The sequence below is a fragment of the Devosia ureilytica genome, from assembly GCF_024273195.1.
GTDB lineage: Bacteria > Pseudomonadota > Alphaproteobacteria > Rhizobiales > Devosiaceae > Devosia > Devosia ureilytica.
This window is the reverse complement of the sequence record NZ_JAMZCU010000002.1, coordinates 1-24146: the sequence shown is the minus strand read 5'-3', so window position 1 is coordinate 24146 and position 24146 is coordinate 1. Positions and strand designations below refer to the sequence as shown.

The following is a 24146-nucleotide window of genomic DNA, read 5'->3' as shown; positions in this document are numbered from 1 at the left end:
TGCCAGATGGTAACAGTTTGTTAACGAAGTTCGATCCGCAAACGTGATCACTTCACAGCCAAGTGTGAAGCGGGGCCGCCCAATGCTGGACAGCCCCGAAAACAATTTGCGCGCTGGGAGGGCCTGCGGAGGGGCTAGAAGGTGTCCTTTCCCTTGCGGATGGCGGCAAAGACCTCTGCGGGATCAGCGCCTTCAAGGCCATAGTGGCGGGCCAGTTCAGGGGCATCGGCGCGCAGGAACGGATTGGCCGCCTTGTCCTCGCCCAGTGAGAACGGGATCGTTGCCTTGCCGGCGGCACGCAGCGCATCCACCTCGGCGGCGCGGGCCTTGAGCGCTGCATTGTCGGGGTCAACCGAAAGCGCGAAGCGGGCGTTGGATTGGGTGTATTCGTGCCCGCAATAGACCAGGGTTTCGTCGGGCAGGGCGCGCAGGCGCTTGATACCGTCCCACATGGGACCGGGTGTGCCCTCGAACATGCGCCCGACGCCGAGAGAAAACAGCGCGTCCGCCGAGAACAGATGGCCCCCGGCACGGTCGTAAAACACCACATGGCCCAGCGTATGGCCCGGCGTCGCGATCACTTCGAATGCGCTTTCTCCCAGGGTAATGGTGTCGCCATCGCCCACCAGTTCATCGAGGTCGGCGATCTTGTCCGCCTCGTCGCGCGGGCCGACGACGCGGGTGCCGAAGGCGGCTTTCAGTTCGGGGATTGCTTCGACATGGTCGACATGGTGGTGGGTGATGAAGATGTCGGTGAGGGTCCAACCGCGCTGCAACAGGGCATTGCGGATCGGGCCGGCCTCGGGTGCGTCGATGGCGGCGGTGCGGCCAGTCGCCTCGTCATGCACGAGATAGCCAAAATTATCGCTGCGGGCGGCGAAAACGTCCACGATCAGACCCATGTCCGGTCTCCTTCTTGTCAATTGGCCGCAAGCTAGGGAGCGCGCGCGCCGATGACAATGCCGGATTGGACAAGTTCCCGTGGCTTTGGCACTGTCTTGTCATGACCAGCGATGTCGTCCGCCTCATCGATTATTACAAATCCCCGCTCGGGCGCCTGTCGCGGGCGTTGGTGCGCGAACAGGTGATCGACCTGGCCGGCGACCTGCGGGGTAAGCGCGTGTTGGGGCTGGGGTTTGCCACGCCCTATCTGCGCTTTGCGCTGGAGCCCTCCGAGCGGGTGCTGGCGCTGATGCCCGAACGACAGGGTGCCTCGGCCTGGCCGCGCGAGGGCCCGTCGCACACCGTGCTCTGCGATCCGCTCGAAATGCCGCTCACCGACGCGGCGATTGACATGACACTGGCTATCCATGCGCTCGAACATGTGGCCGATGCCGAGGAACTGATGCGCGAGCTCTGGCGCATTACCGCGCCAAATGGGTATCTGCTGCTGGTGGTGCCGCGCCGCAGGGGGATCTGGGCGCAGCGCGACAATACGCCCTTCGGGCAGGGCAATCCCTATTCGGGCGGGCAGTTGGAAAAGCTCTTGCGCGACCACAGTTTCGTGCCCGAGGCTTGGCGCGATGCGCTGTTCCTGCCCCCGTTCCAATCGCGGCTGGTGGTCAAATATCCGCGCTTTTTCGAACGTTTCGGGCGTCTGTTCGGTCCGGCCATGAGCGGGGTCATCTGCATCCGTGCCCGCAAGGAGGCGTTTCCAGCGGTGCCGCGGCGCAAAAAGGCCGAACGCTATGTCCGCCTGCCGGGGCTGAGCGCGGCGACGGCGCGAAGCGGCTGAATGCTCCGCTTCGAATTTGCTAGCAACACAAAAGTAATCCCCGCCCCCTCAACCTTCCCCCATACTCTGCCCGTCCCCACCGACAACACGCGATGCCGACGAAGCATCGGGTGGGGAGACGGGCTGGTTGGGGTCGCCTAGCCGGATGCGTGTATGCTGACCACCGGCCGCTCAACCGAAGCGACTGGCGACAGGCGGCGACGGATGTTTTGCATCCGGGCCAAAGGTCTGCGCCGACTGCCAAGGGGATGGGCAACCGCAAAACGGGGCCGCTCGATGCATGCGCAAGAAATCCCGGTCGTGGGAAGCGGCTTTCGCCTCTTCTTTACTAAAACCTTCGGGGCGAAAGCCGCTTTTCACCGTGCAGCCGCAGACGCCCAGCGTCGTGCGGATATCGGCGCTGATAGCCAGCAACCGAGCGAGAGAGGCTTTGCGTTTGCGTTCCCCATTGCATAAGGTCCGCGCGGTTTTCCTGCCCAGTTGAACTCTGCCATGTCCGATAAAAATCGTCCCACGCCGCAGCCCGGCATTCTTGATATCGCGCCCTATTTGCCGGGAAAATCCGGCGCGGCGGGCACTAAATCGATCAAGCTTTCGGCCAATGAATCCCCGCTTGGCGCCAGCCCCAAGGCGCTCTCTGCGATGATCGAAGCGGCGGCAAAGCTCGAAATCTACCCGGAAGGCTCGTCGCGGGTGCTGCGCGAGGCGCTGGGGGAAGTGCATGGGGTAGACCCGGCCAGCATTGTCTGCGGCAATGGCTCGGATGATTTGCTGCACCTTCTGGCCCAGACCTATCTGGGTGAAGGCGATGAGGCGGTGATGAACCGCTATGGCTTTTCGGTCTATCCGATCATCACCATGGCTGCCGGGGCGAAAATCGTCATGGTGGACGAGGTCGACTATCGTGCTGATGTTGATGCGCTTTTGGCCGCCGTCACCGCGCGCACCAAAGTGATCTGGCTGGCCAATCCCAACAATCCCACGGGCAGCTATCTTTCGGACGCCGAAGTGCGGCGGCTGCATGCCGGGCTGCGGCCCGATATCCTGCTCGTCATCGACAACGCCTATGCTGAATATGTCACCGCCGAAGATTTCTCGGTGGGCCTGGACCTCGTTCATGAACAGCAGAACGTCGTCATGGTGCGCACCTTCTCCAAGATGGGGCTGGCGGCCGCCCGCATTGGCTGGATGGTCGGACCAGACCATATCGTTGATGCGATCAATCGCATCCGCGGGCCATTCAACGTCAACCTGCCGGCACAGATGGCGGGGGCCGCAGCGGCGCGCGACCTGGAGTTCAACGAACGCCTCAAGGCGCATAATGCCCATTGGCGCGACTGGCTGACCACGCAATTGCAGGGCAATCGCATGCGGGTGGTGCCCAGCCAGGCCAATTTCATCATGGTGTTGTTTGAAACGCCGGCTCTGGCGGCCAGGGCCTTCGATACCCTGGTCGCGGCGGGCTATATCGTGCGCGAGATCGGTCCATCCTATGGCATTGACCAGGGCCTGCGCATTTCCATCGGCTCGGAGGCGGCCATGCGCGGCGTTGCCCAGGTGCTGACATCCATGGATCAAAGCCTATGAGTGTGCATTTCAAGAAACTGGCCCTGATCGGCATCGGGCTGATTGGCTCGTCCATTGCCCTGGCCGCCCGGCGGCAGGGGCTGGTGGAGGTGATCTCCATTGCCACGCGCCGCCAGGAAACGCTGGACGAGGCGCGCGATCTGGGGTTGGGCGATATCTATACGCTCGATGCTACCGAAGCGGTGCGCGGCGCCGACCTTGTCATTCTGTGCGCGCCGGTTGGCGCCTATCGCGCGCTGGCCGCTGCCATCGGGCCGCATCTGGAACAGGGCGCCATCCTTTCCGACGTCGGTTCGGTCAAGGCGCATGTGGTCAAGGTGGTCGGCCCGCATGTGCCGGCGGGCGTCAGCTTCATACCCGGCCATCCGATTGCCGGCACCGAGCATTCGGGTCCTGCGGCGGGCTTTGCGGAGCTCTTTGCCGGGCGTTGGTGCGTCCTGACCCCAACCTCAGGCGTGCCGCAGGCCGACACCGACAGGCTCGTGGCCTTCTGGCAGGAGATGGGCTCGTCGGTAGAATGCATGGACGCGGCGCACCACGACATGGTGCTGGCCATTACCAGCCATATTCCGCACCTTATCGCTTATAATATCGTGGGTACGGTGGCAGACCTCGAGGCGACGACGCAGTCCGAAGTGATCAAGTTCTCGGCCTCGGGCTTTCGCGATTTCACCCGTATCGCCGCCTCCGACCCGGTGATGTGGCGTGACGTCTTCCTGACCAACAAGGACGCCGTGCTCGAAATGCTGGGGCGCTTCAACGAGGACCTGTCGATGCTGCAACGCGCGGTGCGCAATGGCGATGGCGCAGCGCTCGAAGCCATGTTCACCCGCACACGCGCCATCCGCCGCTCGATCATCAATGCAGGGCAGGAAACCGCGGCGCCCGACTTCGGCCGCCCGCATGAGCAGCCGCCCACGCCCGAAGTGCCGCTGGTGCGCGAGCATGGTGGCGGGGACGACGCCTAAAACAAGGGCGCTAGCGCGGCTATGGGAACGAGGCCGGACGAAATACCGCCACCAGCAAAGGTCAGCTGGTTCTTGTGGCGGCCATCGTCGCCAGGAACGCCCAGCACCAGCGTGCGCCATGGCTCTTCGATATAGGGGCCGATGCGTTCGGCGACGCCCAGCGAATCCACGCTGATGGCGCCCGTGGGATAGCCCTGGGCATCAAGTGAGAGTTCGCCGCTGGCGTTGAAATCGGCACTGCCGTCATTGGCGCGAATGCCGATGATGCGCAACTTCCCCCCGGCCTGTTGCCAATCGGGCAGAAGGGGCACTGCGCCCCAGTTGCGGATGTCATCGGGCAGGGCGGTCAGCTCCAGTTCCACCTCGGCATTGGTTGGCGCCAGGGCAATGCCGGGCGCTTCGAGGTCCTGGGCGCGCATATAGCCGGCGAGAGCCGCACGGCCGGCTTCGGCATTGTGCTGCTCTGGGATGTCGAGCAGATGCAACTCGACCTGCGGCGAGCGGGCGATCAGCGTTTCGCCGAACAGGCGGTCGGTCCAGCTCAGATCGCTGGCCAGCACCGAGAGGCGCGAAATGCGCCAGCCGTCGAGGCGCAGGCTGGCCTCGAGCGTGGCCCAGGCTACGTCCTGCCGCTGGCCGGTAAAAGCGTCGGAAAGCTGCGCAGGGCCCTGGGCCGAGGCGACGATATGGGTGGGGCGATAGACCATGGCGCTGGCGCGCAGGCCCGGCACCTCCACCAGCAGGTCGCCGGAGACGAGGCTGGCATTGGCGCAGTCGATATCGAAGCGGAACGGGAAGCCGGCAACATCGAGCGTGCCGCATTGCAGCTGCGGGCTGGTTTCGCCATCGGCAAGGGCCAGCAGGTCTACCTGCTGGCGGATTTGCCCCGCCAGGAAATACCAGCCGGCGGTCCAGCCGAGAACGACGAACAGCACGAGGCCGGCAAGAATGGTGATTCGCTTCTTCATGGCCTCTTCATACCTGTGTCGTGGCGCCGTCAGAAGCGGGTTTGCATGCGGCCAGATCGCCTCTATCCCCGGGACAGACGGAATGCGCTAGACTGCTGCCTCCCCAGGGACGGAGAAGGCGGCTAGACTAAACGAGAAAGTGGTCGTGCTATGGCGAACGAAACAGACATCGATAGAGGGCAGGATAAGCGTTTTGTGTTCGGCTACGGCTCGCTGATCTGGAATCCCGGGTTTTCTTTTCTCAGCGCTCAACTGGGGCTATTGCGGGGCGCGCATCGCTCGCTCTCGATCATTTCGCACTATCATCGCGGCACGCGCGAGGCGCCGGGCCTGGTCTTTGGCTTGACGCGGGGCGGGTCCTGTCGAGGCATGGTGTTCGAGGTGGAAGCCCCGGTCTGGGCCGAGGTGCGAGCCTATCTTGACGGGCGCGAACTGGTTACTGCCGTCTATCGTGATGTATGGCGGCCTGTGCATCTGGCCGACGGTCGGCGGGTGCAGGCGCTGACCTATGTGGTCGATGAGGCGCATGAGCAGTTTGCCGGGCAGCTCAGCATCGAACAACAATTGGCGATGATCCGCGCCGGGGTCGGCATTTCCGGCCGCAATGTCGACTATGTGCTCAATACCGCGCGGCATTTGGCGAAATTGGGTATTCGTGACAGGGCCCTGATGGCGCTGGCCCGCCAGTTGCAGGCGGAAGGCGTTGAGGGAGAGGGGACGGGTCAGGCGGCCTGAGCCACCAGAGCAGGCGCCGGAACGGCTTGTTCCAGATCCCAGATGGTCGAAAGCCGGTGCTCGGGTGCGGGCAGGCGGAAGACATTGGTGGCGCAATCGAGCGCCAGGCGGAACCGGGTGCGGCTCATCGGGTCGGCAACAAGATCTTCGGTCGAACCGACCCAGAGCACATGATTGCCCTGGGCGATCAGATAGAGGTCGGTTTCGGTCATGGCGAAGCTATCGAGGCGCTCGGCGCTCAAGCCATAGTCACGCCCCGACTGACCCTGCCAATGCGACAGAGCCGGCCTGTGCGCATCGCCGCGCGGAAGACTAGTTCGAGGCACCATTTCCCGTTCCCCTGCGTCCCAGAAGAAGAACAAAATTAGAACAAATTCTAACGACCGTCAACCCCTCCCAGGGCGTGACGCTACATCTATGGATGCGTTCGTAGTTTTGGTCAATATCTAGTGGTTGGTGCCAGCGCGAAGCTCAGCGACGCGGGACTTGAGACGATCGTCCAGGGGCTGACCAATGCCCTGATCAATCGCTTCAAGCGAGAGGTGGTTCGATTCGGTTTCGATGGCCTCGCGAAGCCGCTGCATGAACACATCGGGGCTGAGCCCTGGTTCGATGGGCGGCAGGAAACGCGCGCGGGCGGTGCCGGGCCAGATCACCTTGGCATTGCGACCCCAGAACAGCCCGGAATTGAGGGCCACGGGCACCACGGGCACATTTAGCTCGGTATAGAGCCGCACAATGCCTTGGCGATAGTCGGGCGGTGCCAGCGCGGGACGGCGCGTGCCTTCGGGATAGATGATGAGGCGGCAGCCTCGGTCAATGGAGGCGCGCGCCTGCTTGATCATCTCGGGAATAGCTTGCGCGCCGCGCTTGCGGTCGATTTCGATGCAATCGAGCGAGCGTGCTGCCCAGCCGAAGAAGGGAATATTCATCAATTCCTTTTTGGCGATGAAAGATGGGCGCCCCGCATGCGGAAAAATCGCGAAGATGTCCCAGTCGGACTGATGCTTTGAGGCAATGATGCAGCCGCCGGGCGGGATGTTCTCGTCGCCATCGACCTGGGTTTTCACCCCGGTCAGCACCCGCAGGAAGGCAATATTGGACCGGCACCAGTAGCGCGAGAGCGCCTGCGCGAACGGCGTCGTGCCGAATAGAAGGCCAATTGTTCCAGCCACAATGGCCAGGATCGCCGTTTGGCCAATAAAGACCACATAGAACAGCGCAGTGCGGATTGCCTGAATGGCGGCCTTGAACGACATCATCCCTCCCGGTCTGGCAAGACGAGGTCTCTCATAGCGGCGCAAGAACGGCTTGGCGAGACAAATGCCTCACGAGGCCTCGCTGAGATAGCGGCGCACGGTGACCCGTGAGGTGACCGCCGTCAGGACGGCAATTACCGGAACTACGGCGAGTATGATGGTCATGCCATCAAGGCCGAGCAGGAACTGGCCGAACAAGACACCGACCTGCGCCGTCGCCTCGCTGGGCAGCACGCTGCCTGCCGCGGTGCCGATCAGCACAAAGAACAGGATGGCCAGGAGGGCTCCGAGGAACCCACCCTGCAGGCCAATGGAGAGAAACCGTCCCTGAAACTCGCCGGCAATGAACTTGTTGGAGGCGCCGATGAAATGCAGCACGTCGACGATTTCACGATTGCTGGCCATGGCGCCGCGCGTGGCAAAGACAATAGCAAGGACCGTCGCAACACCGATCAGCCCGAGCACCAAAAGACCCGACAGCACCACCGTGCCGGCCATGGTGTTGAGCTGTTGCCGCCAGGCGGCATGGGTATCAAGGCTGGCGCCCTTGATCGCCTGCAGATTGCGCTGCAACTGCTCGACGTCGGCCTCGGCCGGGTCGGAAAGCTGAACCACGACGAGGCGTGGAATGGCGATGGCCGAGAGGTCGAGCCCGGCGCCAAGCCAGGGTTCGAGCAGGGCCTGGCTTTCCTCGACGGTGAGGGCGCGGGCGGCGCCGACGCCGGGCGTCGACTGGGCCAGCGAGACGGCGGTGCGCAGATTGCTCTCCATCACCTCGCCTTCGACCGGGCGGAGCTGGATGGTCAATTCACGTCCGACATCGGCCGACCAGGCAATGGCTGATTTCTGCACCAGCACCACCCCGCCCAGCGTCACCGCCGAAAGGAAGGCCATAATGGTGATGAGTAGCAGCAGGGTGCGGCCGGCGACGCTTTTTTCCGGCACGATGGGCGCGGCGCCGCCCCGTCGGGGCAGCAGGGCGAGCAATTGCCTAATCATGGATGGTCAACTCCCCCTTGTTGAGCACCATGCGCGGATAGGAGAAGCGGTCGAGCAGCGGCAATTCATGAGTGGCCAGGATAATGGTCATGCCCAGCGTGCGGTTAAGCTCGGCAAACAGATGCACCAGCCGGCTCGACAGATCCGGGTCCACATTGCCGGTGGGCTCATCGGCCAGCAGCACCTTGGGGCGGGCGATGACGGCGCGGGCAATGGCGGCGCGCTGCTTTTCGCCGCCCGAAAGCAGGGTCGGCAGCGCATGCATGCGCTCGCCCAGGCCCACCCATTCGAGCAGCTCGGTGACATTGGGGCGATACTCGCTTTCCGGCTGTCCCAAGACGCGCAGCGGCAGGGCGACGTTCTCGAAGGTGGTCAGGTGGTCGAGCAGGCGGAATTCCTGGAATACGATGCCAATGTGGCGGCGCATTTGCAGCAGGCCATCCTGGTTGAGATTGCCCACGTCCTCCCCGAACATGGTCACTCGGCCGCGGCTGGGCTTGATCGAGAGCAACAGCAGGCGCAGCAGGCTGGTCTTTCCCGAACCGGACGGACCGGTCAGGAAGTGAAACGAGCCGGGCTCGATGGAAAAACTCAGATCTTTGAGGATCTCGGGGCCATTGCCGTAGCGCAGGCCCACGTCGGAAAACTCGATCAAGAACGGGCGCTCCCCAGCTCATCCGGTGGCTTTGGCGGCATCAATGCGAATCAGCCTTGGCCGCATCATAGCAGTGCCGAGGGTTCCCGGCGGCATAGGCCAGGTCTTTGGCCGTGGGAAAGCGGCACAATTTTGGTCATGGCGGGGGTTTGAGGAGTTTTAACCCCGCAGGGGATAGGGTCGAAAACCATTCCGGGATTGCGTACCGCCTGATGATCATCACCTGCCCGCATTGCCAGACCAAGTACCAGGTGACCTATGAGGTTATCGGGTCGGTCCGTCGCAAGGTGCAGTGTGCCCATTGTCACAAGGACTGGGACCAGGACCCGACGCCGCCGGCGCCAAGGCCGGGAACGAAAACGGCCGATATCGGGGACACCGGGCGAGCCGATCAATTGTTCGACGCCATGGCGGAAGACGCATTGGACGAGGCCATGACAGCCGAGGCGAGTGCCGTTGCGGCAGCGGGCGCTAGCCAGACCCGGCCCTTGCCCAATGTGGACGCGGCCGAACTGCAAAAACGGCAGGTCGCCTTCAAGCGGCGGCAGAATGCCATGAGCTCCAGCCTGCCGCTGGCCCGGCTGCGGCGCGCGGCGCGTTTTGCCGGTGTGGTGATCCTCATCGGGCTGGTGGGAGGCGCCTATTTCGGCCGCGTCCCGATCGTCGAGCGCTACCCGGACCTGGCAGGGCTTTACGAAGCGGTTGGCCTGGGCGTCAATGTGGTCGGGCTGGACTTCACCAATCTAGAAACGCTCAAAGCGCTCTCGGGCGGCAATGACGTGTTGACGGTTTCCGCGCAGATTGTCGGCAAGTCGGCAAAGCCGGTGGGGGTGCCGCCGGTTGTGATCAGCCTCCTCGATGCCAGTGGACACGCCGTCTATGAGTGGAGCGTCACCCCCCGCGTCCGTGACCTGATGGCGGGCGAGCGTGCAACCTTTGACACGAGGCTGTCGTTGCCGCCCAGCGAGGCGGTGCGCGTACGCTTGAGCTTTGCCGGCCAGGGCTTCAATTCGGGCGAGCGCAGCGCGGGCGCTGCCAACCCTGCGGACACATCGCAGCCGGGCATGGTGGAAGCCCTTGCCGTGCCGGAAGAAACAATTCACACGGCGCCAGCAGCCGACAATCATGACCAGGCCGCCGAACCGGACCATGCGCCGGCGCCAGCAGCCAGCGAACACCATTAGGAGAGCGCCATGGCTCGCATCCTCATTGCCGAAGACGATCCGTCGGTCCGCGCCTTTGTCGTCAGCGCCCTCACCATGAAGGGGCATGAGGTGGTGGCCGAGGAAGACGGTGGCCTTGCCGCCGAAACAGTCGACGCCGAGGCCGGGCGGTTCGACCTGCTGCTGACCGATATCAAGATGCCGGTCATGGATGGCATTGCGCTGGCCCTGCATGTCGGAGCCGCCTATCCGTCGGTGACCATCCTCATGATGACCGGCTTTGCCGATCAGCGCGAACGCGCCCATGGGCTGGATGCGCTGATCTATGATGTCATCGCCAAGCCCTTTACCCTGGCGGACCTGCTGTCCAAGGTAGACGACGCACTTGAAGGCCGGCCGGTGGAAGTGGTGTCCCTGGCGCGGCGGGGTGTGCAGTAGCAGGGAGCCGGGTCGCAAAGTCTATCGCGCAGTAATCCGGCCTGTATGGCTCAGTATTCCTTGATGACTTGAGTCTGTTCCAAGAATAGTGCCTAGTCCTGTTTCGGCTAGGAGGGGCGCCATGAAACGAATTGCGACAATCCCTGTTTTTGCGACTGTCTTACTAGGCATGGTGACGGGCGCCCTTGCCGATAATTTTGCCTTGGCTGTGCCGGGGCCGTCCGGATTGGAGTTGGAGTTCCGCGGCTATGGCCGATCCGGCTCAGAGATATTCTCCGAGACGGCCAGTATCACCGAGATCATCAATGGCCAGCGCCAATATGCCATTCGCGTCGATGAGGACATTCTGACCAGGGATCCACTGGTGCGTTGGTGCGTGACGGATCCGACAGGCACGTGGCTCCCGGCCAAGGGGGCAGCGGATTTCACCGTCTGCGACGAGTCCCCGAGCGAGAGGAGCGGCACCTACGGTTTCGAGGTGGCTGAGTTGATGCCCAGGACCAAGGGTTTCGTGCCAACGGGCGTCGAGACCTGGTGGGGTCCCGACGACCCTGTCACGGAGTGGACCCGCTTTTGTCTCGCCAGCGATGATGCGCTCTGCATTGTCCGGCGCGATTTCGTCGATGGAGACGGCGCTATCAAGGCCAGTTTGGTGCTGCGCAGCCTGAGCGCCTCCGATGAATATGTGGTTCAGGCGCGCGTGCCTAATGGTGGCCTCGTACATGAACCGACGAGCTGGCAGATCGACCAGCGGGAAGCGTTCAAAGTTCAGTATCACTATTGTCAGGCGGCGTGGTGCGTGATCCAGGCCATGGCGAGCGGACAAGGCATCGGTACCTTCAAGCGTGGCAACCAAGTGGTGATTGCCACGCGCGATCGCTCTAATCAGCCGCAGTCGCTGAGCTTTGGTCTCGATGGATTTACACGGGGTTTCGACGGTCCGGGGACGACGGTGGAGGTCAACGCCGCCACGCCCGCCGGCGTCGACATGCCGACAGCGCACGATTGGCAGGAGCGTTGCGAGGGCGATACGTGCATCTACCTCTCCACGACCTCCGGCAGTCCAAAGGACGTTCCGGCCAAGCTGCTTCTGCGTCTTTCGAAGGACAAGCCGGCCTTGCTGGTCGCCAGCGCGCCGAATGGCATGAGACTCTCGGGCGGCATGATTTTTCGCTACGGCGACGATCAAGCCAATCGCATCAACTACATTATCTGCGATTCCGCCTTCTGCTCGGCGCAGGTCCAGTTGAACGAGGAGTTCTATGACCTAGTCGTCAATGACAACGAAGTATCCATCGAATTTGTGGGTCTTGATGATGAGGAGTTCACCGCGACGTTCGAGATGGCCGGATTGAAGGCGCTGATCGAGGAGGACTGACCTTCATGCTCTGGAGCTGATCGCCCTGAGCTGAACCCAGTCCCGTGCGAACCGGGTGCCGGACCATCCCTCTGCCCACGGGGAGAGGGATGAGGGATCAAACCCAGTCTGGCACGCTGTCGAGCGCAAGCAGTTCGTCCAGCGACTTGCGCGGCCGGATGACGTGCCAACGACTGCCGTCGACCAGGACCTCGGGGATCAGTGGGCGCGAGTTATAGGTCGAGGCCATGACCGCGCCATAAGCGCCGGCGCTCATCACGGCAAGCAGGTCGCCCTCTTCGACCCCGGCAATGGTGCGGCCCTTGGCCAGGTAATCCCCGGTTTCGCAGACCGGGCCGACGATGTCGCCGGTGATCGGGGCGAGATTGGAGTGGTTGACCGGCTCGATGTCGTGATGCGCCTCATAAAGGGTGGGGCGGATCAGGTCGTTCATGGCGGCGTCGACGATGATGAAATCGGCCTCGCCGCGCTTCACATATTCGACCTTGGTGACCAGAATGCCAGCATTGCCCACGAGCAGACGCCCCGGCTCGATGACAAGCGAGCACCCCAGTTGGCCGACCTTGTCGCGCACGACGGCGGCATAGGCCTCCGGGTGGGGCGGAGCTTCCTGATCGTGATGATAGGGGATGCCCAGACCACCGCCGATATCGACATGTTCGATGGCATGGCCATCGGCCCGCAGCGCCTTGACCAGTTCGGCCATCAGCCCGAAAGCATTGCCGAAGGGTTCAAGATCGGTGATCTGGCTGCCGATATGCATATCGACACCAACGGCCACGACATTGGGCAGTTCGGCGATGCGGGCATAGACCTCACGGGCGCGCTTATAGGGGATGCCGAACTTGTTCTCGGACTTGCCGGTGGAAATCTTGGCATGGGTGCGCGCGTCCACATCGGGATTGATGCGCACCGAGACGCGGGCGGTAAGGCCCATGTCAGCGGCAATCATCGAAAGGCGCTCGAGTTCGGGCTCGCTTTCAACGTTGAAACACTTGATGCCGACGGCAAGGCCCCGGCGCATTTCGGCCACGGTCTTGGCGACGCCGGAAAAGACGATCTTTTCGGGGGCGATGCCGGCAGCCAGAGCTCGTTCCAGCTCGCCCAAGGAGACCACGTCGGCGCCACAGCCCTCTGCGGCCATGAGCTTGAGGACGGCCTGGTTGGAATTGGCCTTCATGGCATAGGCCATAAGCGTGGGGATGCCCTCAAAGGCCTCGCCCACAACGTGGACGTGGCGGCGCAGGGTGGCGCTGGAATAGACGTAGAAGGGCGTCCCGACCTCACGCGCCAGATCATTGAGATTGACGTCCTCGGCATAAAGAGTGCCGTCGCGATGCTGGAAGTGGTGGACCATTTTTCCGTTCCTGCCGCTCACCCCTTGCGGGAGAGGGTGCCCGAAGGGCGGGTGAGGGGTTTGCCTTTACGTCATAGACCCCTCATCCGGCGCTGCGCGCCACCTTCTCCGGCAAGGGGAGAAGGGGAGTCCCGCGTTCTCTACGGCAGACCACCCGAAAACGAAAGCCAGACTTATCGATCTGCCTCATAAGCGGCTTCGATGCGTTCGGCGACCAGGTGCTGGAGCCGCCAGAGATGGGGGTCGTGGACGCCCATTTGTTCGAGATGCTCGACCGTTGCGAACAAATATTCGGCCATGGAGCCGCGCGTGCCCGAAGCCTTGGCGAGGACATCGGCAATTTCGGGCTCGCTGAGGCCTGAGACATAGCGGCCCGACAGGCGGTCGATGCAGAAAGTGAGGGCGCGGATCTGTCGCTCACCGGCGCGCACCGTCACCCAGCGCGGTGGAAAAGCGGTGGGAATCCAGCCCATTTCGCGCTCGAACAGCTTGATGAGGCATTCGTCGCGCCGGTCGGCTGGCAGGCGATAGAGCGCGCCCTTGCAGGCGCCGCCGCGGTCCAGCGCCAGCATCAGCCCCGGATTGGCGTCGCTGCCGCGAAAGCGGGTGTTCCACCCGAGGCAGAAGGCGCGGTGCCAGCCGTGCAGCAGACCGGTGCGCATTTCGACGAAGTCGCAGGCGGGCTTCCAGATCAGCGAACCATAGGCAAAAACCCAGGTTTCATCGCGCTCGTCGGGACCGCCAAACAGGGTCTGAATGGTGGCGGCGTGATCGTCCGGTGAGGCTTCGCGCATGCCCGGTGGGGGTGCGGGCATGGCCTCGACGACTTCTTCGGGCTGAAGATAGGCGACATGACGCGCAGTCAGGCGCATCTGCCGGCGGTGTTTCGACACGTTTTGCTCCGTCATCCCTTGCATTCAAGGGGCGGGAGCAACGGTGACTCATTCGCTCGGTCTAGGCAATCCCGCCGTCGCCATGGCCGCCATGCTTTTTCGCTTTCAGGGCGCGGGGTTCATGGTGCTCGCCGGTCAGTTCGGATTTCCAGCGCGCGGCCTGGGCCAGAACATTGGCCGGGGCGGTGCCACCATAAGAGGCGCGGGCAGCGACCGAGGCCTCGACAGTCAGCACCTTGTGGATGCGGCTATCGATGCGGTGATCGATCAGCTTGAAATCCTCGATGGTGAGGCCTTCGAGCCCACAGCCCTTTTGTTCGGCCAGCGATACCACTTGGCCGGTGATGTGGTGGGCGTCGCGGAAGGGAATGTTCAACTCCCGAACCAACCAGTCGGCAACGTCGGTGGCGGTCGAGAAGCCAGCCGAGGCCGAAGCATGCATGCGCTCGCGATTGGGAACCATGTCGGCCACCATGCCGGTCATGGCCGCCAGCGACAGCGAGAGTGCATCGAGGGCGTCGAACGCGACTTCCTTGTCTTCCTGCATGTCCTTGGAATAGGCGAGCGGCAGGCCCTTCATCACCACCAGAAGCGCGTTGAGAGCGCCCAAAATGCGGCCGATCTTGGCGCGGACCAGTTCGGCGGCATCGGGATTGCGCTTCTGCGGCATGATCGAGGAGCCGGTCGTGAACTTGTCCGAGAGGCGCACGAAACCGAACTGGGCCGACGACCAGATCACCATTTCCTCGGCAAAGCGCGAAAGGTGCATGGCGCAGATGGAGGCCGCGGCGAGGGTTTCGAGGATGAAGTCGCGATCCGACACGGCATCGAGCGAATTGGCGGTCGGGCGGTCAAAGCCCAATGCCTGGGCGGTCATATCGCGGTCGATGGGATAGGGCGTTCCGGCGAGCGCCGCTGAGCCGAGCGGATTTTCGTTGAGGCGCTTGCGCGCATCCTCGAGCCGTCCGGCGTCGCGGCCGAGCATTTCGACATAGGCGAGCAGGTGGTGGCCGAAGGTGATCGGCTGGGCGTTCTGCAAATGGGTAAAGCCGGGCAGGATGGTTTCGGCTTCGTCCTCGGCCCGGGCGACCAAACCCAGTTGCAGGCCGCGGATCTGGCCGACCAGCGTATCGATGTAGTCGCGGACATAGAGGCGGAAATCGGTGGCGACCTGGTCATTGCGCGAGCGGGCGGTGTGGAGGCGCCCCGCGGCATCGCCGATCTTTTCGCGTAGCCGGCTTTCGACATTCATATGGATGTCTTCGAGCGCCCGCGAGAATTTGAACTGGCCGCTCTCGATTTCGGCCAGCACCTCGTCTAGACCGGCTAGGATGGCATCGCGGTCGGTCTGCGTCAGAATGCCCGTCGCGGCAAGCATTGTCGCATGGGCCTTCGATCCGGCAATATCCTGGCGGAACAGGCGCTGGTCGAAGCCGATGGAGGCGTTGATTTCCTCCATGATGGCATCGGGCGCCTCGGCGAAGCGACCGCCCCACATCTTGTTGCTGAGAGCCTTGTCTGGAGACACCATGCCAAATACCCGCCTTGTCGGTCCCCGATCCGCGCTAGCCTGGGCTTTGCCCGTCGCGGCGGGGGTGGTCGTTGTTGCTGGGTCTATAGCGGCATGGCTGATGCTGGGCAATGCCGGCACCGCCAATGAATGTCCAGTGCAGGCCGCGGCAGCGCAGATCATCGATGCGGCGGCGGTGGGGGAATTGGCGGCGCTCAACGGCACCGGCGAAGGGCGCGGCTATTCGGACATGGCGTTCAAGGACGCCGCGGGCACCCAGATGAGCGTTGCCGATTTTGCCGGCAAGGCGCTGCTGGTCAATTTCTGGGCCAGCTGGTGCGTGCCCTGTCGTGAGGAAATGCCGGCGCTCGACGCCATTGCGACAGAGTTTAATTCGGAAAAATTCATGGTGCTGCCGATCAATCTCGATATCGGCGCCAGCGGGCTCGAAAAGGCGCAGGCATTCCTTGATGAAGGACAGTTCGCCAACCTGCCACTTTTTGCCGACAACACATTTGCCGCCTTTGAACGGCTCAAGCGCGAGGCCGTGGCTATTGGCTTGCCGGCAACGCTGCTGCTCGATCCAGAAGGGTGCGAGCTGGCGGTGCTGCAGGGCCCGGCGGAGTGGCACAGCGATGATGGCAGGGCCGTTATCGAAGCGCTGATCGGCTTGCGGGGTTAGGACCAGTCCTAGATCAGCAAGTCCACTTCGGCGCCATTGATCGGGGCCTCGGCGGGTTTTGTGGTGGGCAGGGGCGATGCGGCATTGTCGGAAAGCGCCTTAGCCATTTCGCCGCGCAGACGTGCGACTTCGAGCAGGTGACCGGCTTGGGGCACACCGGACCGGTGCACCATGCGGTTGATCATCACGGAAGGGGAAATGCCAGTGCCCGATCCCATGGTGCGGCTCAGGCCTGCTTGTCGACCTTGAGGCCCTGTCCCGGAGGCGGGGCGCTGAGGGCGGTCTGCATTAATGAATTGAGCAGGTTAGCTTCCATTTCATGGGCCTTTTTGAACACAGCGACCTGCACGGAATTCTGCGTCATCGCCGTGCGGGCTGTCAGCAAATTCGTGGAAAGGTCGGAGTTCACGGCGGGTCCAATCGGGTTGAAGCTCACCTCACACTAGTTAAGCCGGGTTAACATAAGCTTGGCCGGTGCGCCGCATTTTGCGAAAATTGTCGCTTTTTTTGGTCGCACTTCCGAACCGCAAAACCGTGGCCACTTTTGCCAGAAGCGCTCTATCGCCCGCCCCAGAGCGGCACGTTGTGGCGCTTCAGCAGCGGTGCAAGCGCCAGCCCGGCAGCAAAGCCACCCAGATGCGCCCACCAGGCGACCGGCTCGTCAGAGCCGATGACGACGTAAAAGAGCTGGGTCGCAATCCAGAAGCCGAGCATCCAGAAGGCTGGCACCGGCAGGGGGATCAGCCAGACGATGCGAGCTAATACGAAGACACGGGCATGGGGATAGAGCACGATATAGGCGCCCATGACCCCGGCCACGGCGCCCGAAGCGCCGATCAGCGGGCCATTGCCCTCAAGGTTGAACAACAGGTGTGCCAGCGCCGCGAACACGGCGCAGGCCAGATAGAACACCAGATATTTCGCGTGACCGAGCGCGTCCTCGATATTGTCGCCAAACACCCAGAGGAACAGCATGTTGGTCAGTAGGTGCAGCCAGTCGGCATGGAGAAACGCGTAGGTCACAAGGTTGGCCCAATCGGGCAGCCAGGCGACCGGCTGCGGATAGAGATCGCGCACGACGATGGGGATCATGCCGAAATTGATGGTCGCTGCGTCAAATGCCGAAGGCGGCAAGGCGGCCTGGACAAGAAAGACCAGAATTGTGATCCCGATGAGCCCATAGTTGACGTAGGGAAAGTGGACATGGCGGATGGGGTTGCTGTCATGCAGGGGCAGGAACATTTTTGTCTTTTCACCCCTGTCCTATTGATGGCTTCATCGCTGCCCACCACCGCTCGTCACCCTCGGGCCTGACCCGAGGGCACTGTACTTGCCGGACGATCAGCAAGTGAAGACCCCTCGGGTCAGGCCCGAGGGTGACGTCCTGTGTTGATTGAGCCGAGCCCTATTCGCCTTTTTTGAGGTCACCATAATTGCCGGGGACCCACAAGACATCCTTGGTGCCGCCGGCATTGGCGACGCGACCCAGCACGAACAACAGGTCCGAGAGGCGATTGAGATAGCGTAGGGCTTCGGGACTGGTTTCGGGCTCGACCTCGATCAGCCCCGCCACCAGCCGTTCGGCCCGCCGCGTGACCGTTCTGGCAATGTGGATGGCCGCTGACAGCGGCGTGCCACCGGGCAGGATGAAGCTGGTGAGGGGGGCCAGATCGGCATTGAAATGATCGATCTGCTTTTCGAGCCATTCGGTCTGGATCGGGCGCACCCGCAGGCTTGGGTATTCGGCCTGGGGATCGTCAGCGCCCGGTGTTGCCAGATCCGAGCCAACATCGAAAAGATCGTTCTGAATGCGCGCCAACACCGCGTCGATGCGGGGCTGAGTGGAGGCTGAAAGCCGTGCCTGGCCGACGAAGGCATTGGCCTCCTCGGTGGTACCATAGGCTTCGATACGCAGGTCATGCTTGGCTCGGCGCGGTCCGCGCACCAGGCCCGTGGTGCCCCCGTCGCCGGTGCGGGTGTAGATGACGTTGAGTTTGACCATATCAGCCCCAGATCAAAAGCGTCGGTGCTAGCCGCGGCCGAAGAGGAATAGCGCACCGAGCAGCAGCACGAGCGCAACGGCCTGGCCGATGACGCGCAGGCGCATCAGCCGCTGGCTGGTATTGCCGGGGCCGCCCTTGAGCATGTTCCAAAGGCCCATGCCAAGCACGATAACGACGAAAAGCAGCGCCAGGGCGATGCCGATATTGAAAAGGGTCTGCATATCAGCCTTGTCGAATGGAAGGAGCGAGGGGTTCGCTGCTCATATAGGCGATGAGGCCCTCCGCCACAGCATCATAGATGGCACGAATTCGATGCGAGGTGAACAATTCCCTGTGCGTTGTCAGCCAGACCGGCAGCGGGGGAACGGCGAGGTCGAGCGGCAGGACGGCGAGGCCGGGCGTGCGCCGCGCCAGGTTCTCCTGCCCGAAGCCAATGCCAAGACCTGCCCGGATCAATTCCCAGAGGTGCGTCTGGTCGTCGGAGCGCAGGACGAAATGGTCGCGGGAGATGGTGAACCCCAGTGTGCGGGCATGGGCGATGATGGCGTCGGAGCGGTCAAAGCCGATCAAGTCGTGCTGCCAGAGCTCGTCCAGGGTCGTGGGGCGCCCGCGTCGCGCCAGATAGCGCTCATGGGCCACCGGGACCAGCGCGATATCCCCAAGGTGTCGCGTCACCAATTCGAGCTGGGTGGGGCGGAACATGCGAATGGCAATGTCCGCCTCGCGCATCAGGAGGTTTTCGGCCGAATCGGAGGGCGCCGTCTCGATGGCAATGCGGGGGTGAAGCGAGCGCACACTGGCGAGGATTTCGGGCAGGACATAGTTTGAAATCATGGTGCTGGCGGTGATGCGCACGGTGCCGGCGCCATCGTCCTGCGCTCCAGCCGCCAGGATTGCAGCCTCGGCCAGTGCCGCCTGCGCCGCCCGGACGGGGTCATGGAGGCGCAGGGCGGTCGGGTTGGGTTTGAGGCCGGTGAGGCTACGCTCGAAGAGGGTGAGGCCGAGGTCGGCCTCAAGCGTTTCGATATGGCGCCCGACAGTGGGCTGGCTGAGGCCCAGGCTGCGGGCGGCGCCTGAGAGCGAGCCTTCGCTGATGACGGCGGCAAAGCTGCGCCACAGCGCCCAGTCCGGCTCTCTATTCATTTTTGAATGTCAAACCCAGAAAAACAGCCAATCGATATTCATCTGTGTATCGACGACCTTGCGTTCCAGCAAGAGCGTGATCGGGAAAAGTGGACGCCGGTTTTCCGAGAGATCACGCGGAGAAGAGGTAAATGGAGCTTGAAATGACCAAGGGCAAAGTGACAATTCTGGGCAGTAATGGCCATATCGGCAATGCGGCGACAATCGCCTTTCGCGATGCGGGCTGGGTGGTGACTGGGCTGGGGCGGACCAATCGCAGGCCGGTCGGAGGCACCCGGTTTGTCGGCGGCGATGCCGACGATGTGGCGGTGGTAAAGGCGGCGATTGCCGATGCCGAGGTGGTGGTTCACGGCCTGCACCTGCCTTATGACAAATGGGGCAATGGCGCTGCCGAACGGCAATTGCAGGTGGTGCTCGACGCCATGGGTAATTCGGGCAAGACACTGCTGTTTCCCGGCACCATCTACAATTATCGCGCTGGTGACCGGACTGTGTCACCCGGATTGCGCCAGAGCGGCGAGAAGCCGCGCGGGGAAATCCGCATCCGGCTCGAACAGATGCTGGAGGAGGCCGCGGCTTCGGGGCGCATCAGGGTGATCATCCTTCGCGCCGGCGATTTCTTCGGGCCGGGCAATCGCGGCGAATGGTTCGAGCAGGCCATGCTGATGGATATGGACAAGAGCCGGGTCTATCACCTGGGCGACCTCAAATTGCGCCACAGCTGGGCCTATCTGCCGGATTTGGCGCGCGCCTTTGCAGCGGTTGCGGAACAGCGCGAGGGTTTGGCGCCGTTCGAAAATTTCCACTTTGCCGGTTATTGGGTGTCCCATGGGCAGATGATGGCAGCGATCCAGTCAGGGTTGGGCCGGCGCCTTAAGGTCGCGCCGCTGGCCTGGTGGATGCTGGGCGCGGTTGGCCTCGTCAATCCGATGATGCGGGACATTTTCCGTATGCGCTATCTCTGGGACAATGAGATGGAGCTGGTCGATCCGCGGCTCGATGCGCTGCTGGGCGCGGGGTTCCAAACGCCCTTCGAGGATGCGGTGAAGGCGACAGTCGAGGAGCTGGCTGCGGCCAAGCTGCCAACACGCAAGGCAGCCTGAGCGGGCATGGGGGTGACGGCAATGAAGGACGTTATTGTATGGCAGCGGGCCGAAGGCGCGCTGGTGTTCGGAGCCGGGCTGGTGCTGGTCTGGTGGAGTGGGGCAGATTTGCCGTGGTGGGCGGCGGTGTTGGTGTTCTTTGCGCCGGACCTGAGCTTTCTCGGCTATGGCATGGGGCCGAGGATCGGGGCGGCGATCTACAATCTCTTGCATGTCTACGCATTGGGCACAGTGTTGCTTGCCATTGGCGCGGTCCTGGGCTGGCCGCTTTTGTTAGCGCTCGGTGCGCTATGGCTCGCACATTCCGGCTTTGATCGCATGTTCGGCTATGGGCTCAAATCTGCCGCCAGCTTTCAGGAGACCCATCTGGGACGCATTGGCAGGAAAGCCTAGAATCCCACCGCTCGGCGCACGTCATCGGGTGTCCAACCAAGGGCTCGCAGGTCGCTTAGACTTTGCGAGCCTTTCGATTTGGCAAGCTTTTGGCCGTCGTCGCCCAGCAGCAGGCGGTGGAAGTGGTAGAACGGCGTCGGCAGGCCGAGCAGCATTTGCAGCAACACGTGAATATCGGTGGCGGCCTCGAGGTCGCGGCCGCGCGTGACATGGGTGATGTGTTGGGCCGCGTCGTCCACCACGACGCTGAGATGGTAGCTGGTGGGCGTGTCCTTGCGCTGCAGCACCACATCGCCCCAGCGTTCGGGGCGGGCGTGGCGGATCTGCGGGCGGTCGTGCAGCGTTGGACCGATGACGGTAAAGGTCAGCATGCCGGTGCGGGCCAAGGCGGCCTCGGTATCGAGACGGAACTGCACCGGGTCGCCACGCTCCAGCCGCGCGATGCGGGTGGCGTTGGAGAGGTGCCGGCAGGTGCCCGGATAGAGTGGCGCGCCATCGGGGTCGACGCTGGTAGAGGCTTCGGCGATTTCGGTGCGGGAGCAGAAGCAGGGATAGATGAGGTCCATGGCTCGGAGCCGGTTGGCAGCCTCGGCATAAAGGTCGAACCGCTCGGACTGGATCAGCACCGGCTCCGGCCAGGTGAGGCCAAGCCAGGTGAGGTCATCGAAAATAGCTTGGGTAAATTCGGGTTTACAGCGGCTCTGGTCGATGTCTTCGATGCGCAGCAAGGTGATGCCGCCCAGGCTTTGCGCTGCATTCCAGGTGACAAGCGCCGAGAGCGCGTGGCCAAGATGCAGATGGCCATTAGGGCTGGGGGCAAAGCGAAGCAGGGGTTTTGACATGGACCGAGACGGGATTGAGTTTGAACGGCAATAGCATTTTGGACGGTTTGGTAACACCACGGATCGACACGGCTGAGGGTGTGGCATGGCACCTGGATGCCCTCACCGGCCTGGCGCCGCAATTGCGCAGGATGTGGGAAACGGTCGGGCCGGTGCTGCCGCGGGTCAACCCCAAGGGCTTTGCGGGCATGGCCAAGGTCATTTGCGGGCAGCAATTGTCGGTGGCGAGCGCGGCGGCGATCTGGGGGCGGTTTGAACAATTGCCGGGGGCACTGGAGCCGGGCACCTATCTTGAACTCAGTGAAGAAGTGGTGCGCGGCTCGGGCTTTTCGCGCGGCAAGTTCGTGGCGCTGCGGGTGGTGGCGGAGGCCATTACGGCGGGTGAACTCGATTTTGCCCATGTCGACGCGCTGCCCGCCGAGGACGCGATTGCGCGGCTGGTGGCGCTCAAGGGCATCGGGCCCTGGACGGCCGAGGTCTATCTGCTGTTCTGCGCGGGCCATCCCGATATTTTCCCGGCGGGCGATCTGGCCCTGCTCAAGGCGGCGCATCACGGGCTTGGCCTTGACGCTCGCCCGACGATCAAGGACATGATCAGGCTGGCCCGGGACTGGTCACCGCACCGTTCGGCGGCGGCGCTGCTGTTCTGGCGCTATTTTGCGGCGCTCAAGCAAAGGGATTCCAGCCTTTTATGACCAAGCTCTCCGGCCCTATGCTTCCCCCTGCCACTGGACAGGCTCCCGACGCCGCCGTCGTGCTGCTGCACGGCTATGGCAGCGATGGCAATGACCTGATCGGATTGGCGCCGCATTGGCAGCAGGCGCTACCGGGCGCGCTGTTCGTCTCGCCCAATGCGCCCGAACCGCTCGGCATGGGTGGCTATCAGTGGTTCGCCATTGACTGGAGCGGCGACCGGCTGGCCAGCCGCCAGACCGGGGTCACCGGGACGCGGCCGGTGCTGGTGGATTTTCTCAATGATCTTTGGAGCCAGACCGGGCTGACGCCGGATCGCACCATTCTGGCCGGGTTCAGCCAGGGCGCCATGATGGCGCTGCATGTCGGCACGTCCCTGCCGGCGGGCCAGCGATTGATGGGGATCATCGGTTTCTCGGGGGCCTTCCTGCCGCCCGAAGGGTTCGGTGGATCGGGCTTGGCCAAGCCGCCCATTTGTCTCGTCCATGGCGACATGGACGATGTTGTCGATCCCAACCTGAGCGCCGAGGCGAACACGGCCCTTGGTGACGCGGGTTATGACGTGCGTTTTCACCTCAGCCGCGGCGTGGCCCATGGCATTGCCCCGGATGGGCTGGCGTTTGCCACCAGCTTCATTGAAGGACTGGCGAGAAAATAAGCCTCGTCCCCCCGCTTCACACGCCCGACACAAAGGGCTTAGTATAAAGGGGCTATGGACTTACGCGATTCCCGTTTCGGGAGACTCAAGTGACTATCCATGTGTCGCCTGAGGCTTGTCCCGCCCTTGTACTGAACGCCGACTTCCGGCCGCTCAGCTACTATCCGCTGTCGCTATGGTCCTGGCAGGATGCGATCAAGGCGGTGTGCTTGGACCGCGTCAATATCGTCTCCCACTACGACACGGTCATCCATTCGCCCAGCTTTGAAATGCGGCTGCCGAGCGTGGTTTCCCTGCGCGACTACGTGAAGCCGGCGCGCCACCCGGCGTTTACGCGCTTCAATGTGTTCCTGCGCGACCGCTTCCAGTGCCAGTATTGCGGCAGCACCCATGATTTGACCTTCGACCATGTCATTCCCCGCTCCAAGGGCGGGTTGACGACGTGGGAGAATGTCGTGGCTGCCTGTGCGCCCTGCAATCTCAAGAAGGCCAATCGGATGCCGAGCGAGATCAGGATGTTCCCGCACCAGACTCCCTATGCGCCCAGCGTGCACGACCTGCACAACAATGGCCGGGCCTTTCCGCCCAACCATCTGCACCAGAGCTGGCTCGACTATCTCTACTGGGATATCGAACTGGAGCCCTGAGGGCGGCTTGCCTGGCCCCCTGGCAGCGTTGTTCTCCAATAACTATTATTGGTTCTGTCGACCAGGAAGAATGGCGATCAGTGCTGAGCTGGGTGAGGCGCTCGAGAGCTGGAAGCTGCCTGCCGATCGCTGGCCAGAGAGAGCACGCTTTACCCGCAGCTATAGAGAGGCCCGAAGGCTACCGCCGCATGCCCATCGACAACGACCTCGTCCTCTATCAAGTCACCGCTGCCACCGTTCGCATTGTTCGGGTCGTTCACCCCGCCCGCGATCTGCGCGACTTGCGTTCTTAGCTGCTGCGCGTCAAACAGGGTGAGACTCAGCGTCAATCAGGATG

29 protein-coding genes are annotated in these 24146 nt (G+C 63.0%); 13 read left to right on the top strand and 16 right to left on the bottom strand.

The features are described from left to right. Positions 1-134 precede the first annotated feature (134 nt). A complete protein-coding gene (gene gloB / locus NIM87_RS04010) occupies positions 135-902 on the bottom strand; it encodes a hydroxyacylglutathione hydrolase (RefSeq protein ID WP_254673350.1) in 768 nt (255 codons plus the stop codon). Positions 903-1003: 101 nt separating this feature from the next. Between gloB and NIM87_RS04005 the strand changes: the two genes are divergently transcribed. From NIM87_RS04005 to NIM87_RS03995, 3 genes are all read left to right on the top strand, one after another. Beyond that, positions 1004-1735, top strand: coding sequence for a class I SAM-dependent methyltransferase (locus NIM87_RS04005; protein WP_254673349.1), 732 nt, complete (start codon positions 1004-1006; stop codon positions 1733-1735). A 492-nt stretch (positions 1736-2227) separates the two neighbouring features. After that, on the top strand, positions 2228-3322 hold the full coding sequence (hisC, locus tag NIM87_RS04000; RefSeq protein ID WP_254673348.1) for a histidinol-phosphate transaminase: 1095 nt from the start codon (positions 2228-2230) through the stop codon (positions 3320-3322). Then, positions 3319-4290 (top strand): prephenate/arogenate dehydrogenase family protein, encoded by a 972-nt coding sequence (locus NIM87_RS03995; protein WP_254673347.1) that lies wholly within the window; start codon positions 3319-3321, stop codon positions 4288-4290. Before hisC ends, NIM87_RS03995 begins: the two co-directional genes overlap by 4 nt. On the opposite strand, the gene NIM87_RS03990 is transcribed toward NIM87_RS03995, so the two are convergent. Next, a complete protein-coding gene (locus NIM87_RS03990; protein ID WP_254673346.1) occupies positions 4287-5258 on the bottom strand; it encodes a DUF2125 domain-containing protein in 972 nt (323 codons plus the stop codon). The two genes, NIM87_RS03995 and NIM87_RS03990, sit on opposite strands and share 4 nt — an antisense overlap. Positions 5259-5408: 150 nt before the next feature. On the opposite strand from NIM87_RS03990, the gene NIM87_RS03985 reads away from it, so the two are divergent. Further along, positions 5409-5993, top strand: coding sequence for a gamma-glutamylcyclotransferase (locus tag NIM87_RS03985; protein WP_254673345.1), 585 nt, complete (start codon positions 5409-5411; stop codon positions 5991-5993). Here the strand turns inward: NIM87_RS03985 and NIM87_RS03980 are convergent. From NIM87_RS03980 to NIM87_RS03965, 4 genes are all read right to left on the bottom strand, one after another. Further along, complete coding sequence (locus tag NIM87_RS03980) at positions 5981-6322, bottom strand: hypothetical protein (RefSeq protein WP_254673344.1); 342 nt, start codon at positions 6320-6322, stop codon at positions 5981-5983. The genes NIM87_RS03985 and NIM87_RS03980 overlap by 13 nt on opposite strands. 117 nt (positions 6323-6439) lie before the next feature. After that, the gene (locus NIM87_RS03975; RefSeq protein ID WP_254673343.1) at positions 6440-7252 is read right to left on the bottom strand and encodes a lysophospholipid acyltransferase family protein; all 813 of its coding nucleotides are present in this window, start codon (positions 7250-7252) and stop codon (positions 6440-6442) included. A 69-nt stretch (positions 7253-7321) separates the two neighbouring features. Further along, positions 7322-8251 carry a cell division protein FtsX gene (locus NIM87_RS03970; RefSeq protein WP_254673342.1) on the bottom strand — a complete coding sequence of 310 codons (930 nt, stop codon included), beginning with the start codon at positions 8249-8251 and terminating at the stop codon, positions 7322-7324. Beyond that, positions 8244-8906, bottom strand: a complete 663-nt coding sequence (locus NIM87_RS03965) for a cell division ATP-binding protein FtsE (protein WP_254673341.1) — start codon at positions 8904-8906, stop codon at positions 8244-8246. The genes NIM87_RS03970 and NIM87_RS03965 overlap by 8 nt, the downstream gene beginning before the upstream one ends. A gap of 212 nt (positions 8907-9118) precedes the next feature. Here NIM87_RS03965 and NIM87_RS03960 point away from each other — a divergent pair, with 212 nt between their 5' ends. From NIM87_RS03960 to NIM87_RS03950, 3 genes are all read left to right on the top strand, one after another. Beyond that, the gene (locus NIM87_RS03960) at positions 9119-10090 is read left to right on the top strand and encodes a DUF3426 domain-containing protein (RefSeq protein WP_254673340.1); all 972 of its coding nucleotides are present in this window, start codon (positions 9119-9121) and stop codon (positions 10088-10090) included. A 9-nt stretch (positions 10091-10099) separates the two neighbouring features. Then, a complete protein-coding gene (locus NIM87_RS03955; protein WP_254673339.1) occupies positions 10100-10507 on the top strand; it encodes a response regulator in 408 nt (135 codons plus the stop codon). A 121-nt stretch (positions 10508-10628) separates the two neighbouring features. After that, complete coding sequence (locus NIM87_RS03950; RefSeq protein ID WP_254673338.1) at positions 10629-11885, top strand: invasion associated locus B family protein; 1257 nt, start codon at positions 10629-10631, stop codon at positions 11883-11885. Positions 11886-11982: 97 nt separating this feature from the next. Here the strand turns inward: NIM87_RS03950 and lysA are convergent, their stop codons facing one another. The 3 genes from lysA to argH all read right to left on the bottom strand — a co-directional run bounded on the left by lysA (position 11983) and on the right by argH (position 15666). Beyond that, positions 11983-13242 carry a diaminopimelate decarboxylase gene (gene lysA / locus NIM87_RS03945; protein WP_254673337.1) on the bottom strand — a complete coding sequence of 420 codons (1260 nt, stop codon included), beginning with the start codon at positions 13240-13242 and terminating at the stop codon, positions 11983-11985. A 173-nt stretch (positions 13243-13415) separates the two neighbouring features. Beyond that, entirely contained in the window at positions 13416-14135 is a 720-nt protein-coding gene (locus NIM87_RS03940) for a gamma-glutamylcyclotransferase (protein ID WP_254673336.1), read from the bottom strand. A gap of 61 nt (positions 14136-14196) precedes the next feature. Beyond that, a complete protein-coding gene (gene argH, locus NIM87_RS03935; protein ID WP_254673335.1) occupies positions 14197-15666 on the bottom strand; it encodes an argininosuccinate lyase in 1470 nt (489 codons plus the stop codon). On the opposite strand from argH, the gene NIM87_RS03930 reads away from it, so the two are divergent. Then, the gene (locus NIM87_RS03930; RefSeq protein WP_254673334.1) at positions 15665-16327 is read left to right on the top strand and encodes a TlpA family protein disulfide reductase; all 663 of its coding nucleotides are present in this window, start codon (positions 15665-15667) and stop codon (positions 16325-16327) included. The two genes, argH and NIM87_RS03930, sit on opposite strands and share 2 nt — an antisense overlap. An 8-nt stretch (positions 16328-16335) precedes the next feature. Here NIM87_RS03930 and NIM87_RS03925 read toward each other — a convergent pair whose 3' ends face one another. The 6 genes from NIM87_RS03925 to NIM87_RS03900 all read right to left on the bottom strand — a co-directional run bounded on the left by NIM87_RS03925 (position 16336) and on the right by NIM87_RS03900 (position 19473). Further along, positions 16336-16545 carry a hypothetical protein gene (locus NIM87_RS03925; protein ID WP_254673333.1) on the bottom strand — a complete coding sequence of 70 codons (210 nt, stop codon included), beginning with the start codon at positions 16543-16545 and terminating at the stop codon, positions 16336-16338. Positions 16546-16553: 8 nt separating this feature from the next. Next, positions 16554-16691, bottom strand: coding sequence for a hypothetical protein (locus tag NIM87_RS03920; RefSeq protein ID WP_254673332.1), 138 nt, complete (start codon positions 16689-16691; stop codon positions 16554-16556). 194 nt (positions 16692-16885) lie between these two features. Further along, positions 16886-17569 carry a rhomboid family intramembrane serine protease gene (locus tag NIM87_RS03915; RefSeq protein ID WP_254673331.1) on the bottom strand — a complete coding sequence of 228 codons (684 nt, stop codon included), beginning with the start codon at positions 17567-17569 and terminating at the stop codon, positions 16886-16888. A 163-nt stretch (positions 17570-17732) separates the two neighbouring features. Continuing rightward, positions 17733-18329, bottom strand: a complete 597-nt coding sequence (locus NIM87_RS03910; RefSeq protein WP_254673330.1) for a cob(I)yrinic acid a,c-diamide adenosyltransferase — start codon at positions 18327-18329, stop codon at positions 17733-17735. A 27-nt stretch (positions 18330-18356) separates the two neighbouring features. Then, positions 18357-18551: a twin transmembrane helix small protein gene (locus tag NIM87_RS03905; RefSeq protein ID WP_254673329.1), complete on the bottom strand. Its 195-nt coding sequence runs from the start codon at positions 18549-18551 to the stop codon at positions 18357-18359. A gap of 1 nt (position 18552) precedes the next feature. Further along, positions 18553-19473 carry a LysR family transcriptional regulator gene (locus NIM87_RS03900; RefSeq protein WP_254673328.1) on the bottom strand — a complete coding sequence of 307 codons (921 nt, stop codon included), beginning with the start codon at positions 19471-19473 and terminating at the stop codon, positions 18553-18555. Positions 19474-19616: 143 nt separating this feature from the next. Here NIM87_RS03900 and NIM87_RS03895 point away from each other — a divergent pair, with 143 nt between their 5' ends. Together NIM87_RS03895 and NIM87_RS03890 are read left to right on the top strand one after the other, a co-directional pair. Continuing rightward, complete coding sequence (locus tag NIM87_RS03895; protein ID WP_254673327.1) at positions 19617-20576, top strand: NAD-dependent epimerase/dehydratase family protein; 960 nt, start codon at positions 19617-19619, stop codon at positions 20574-20576. Between the two features lie 21 nt (positions 20577-20597). Then, positions 20598-20969: a DUF4260 domain-containing protein gene (locus tag NIM87_RS03890; RefSeq protein WP_254673326.1), complete on the top strand. Its 372-nt coding sequence runs from the start codon at positions 20598-20600 to the stop codon at positions 20967-20969. Here the strand turns inward: NIM87_RS03890 and gluQRS are convergent. Next, entirely contained in the window at positions 20966-21811 is an 846-nt protein-coding gene (gluQRS, locus tag NIM87_RS03885) for a tRNA glutamyl-Q(34) synthetase GluQRS (protein WP_254673325.1), read from the bottom strand. The two genes, NIM87_RS03890 and gluQRS, sit on opposite strands and share 4 nt — an antisense overlap. Before the next feature lie 20 nt (positions 21812-21831). Here gluQRS and NIM87_RS03880 point away from each other — a divergent pair, with 20 nt between their 5' ends. From NIM87_RS03880 to NIM87_RS03870, 3 genes are all read left to right on the top strand, one after another. Further along, on the top strand, positions 21832-22506 hold the full coding sequence (locus NIM87_RS03880) for a DNA-3-methyladenine glycosylase family protein (protein WP_254673324.1): 675 nt from the start codon (positions 21832-21834) through the stop codon (positions 22504-22506). Beyond that, the gene (locus NIM87_RS03875) at positions 22503-23162 is read left to right on the top strand and encodes an alpha/beta hydrolase (protein WP_254673323.1); all 660 of its coding nucleotides are present in this window, start codon (positions 22503-22505) and stop codon (positions 23160-23162) included. Before NIM87_RS03880 ends, NIM87_RS03875 begins: the two co-directional genes overlap by 4 nt. Before the next feature lie 89 nt (positions 23163-23251). Continuing rightward, entirely contained in the window at positions 23252-23809 is a 558-nt protein-coding gene (locus NIM87_RS03870) for an HNH endonuclease (protein ID WP_254673322.1), read from the top strand. Positions 23810-24146: the final 337 nt, after the last annotated feature.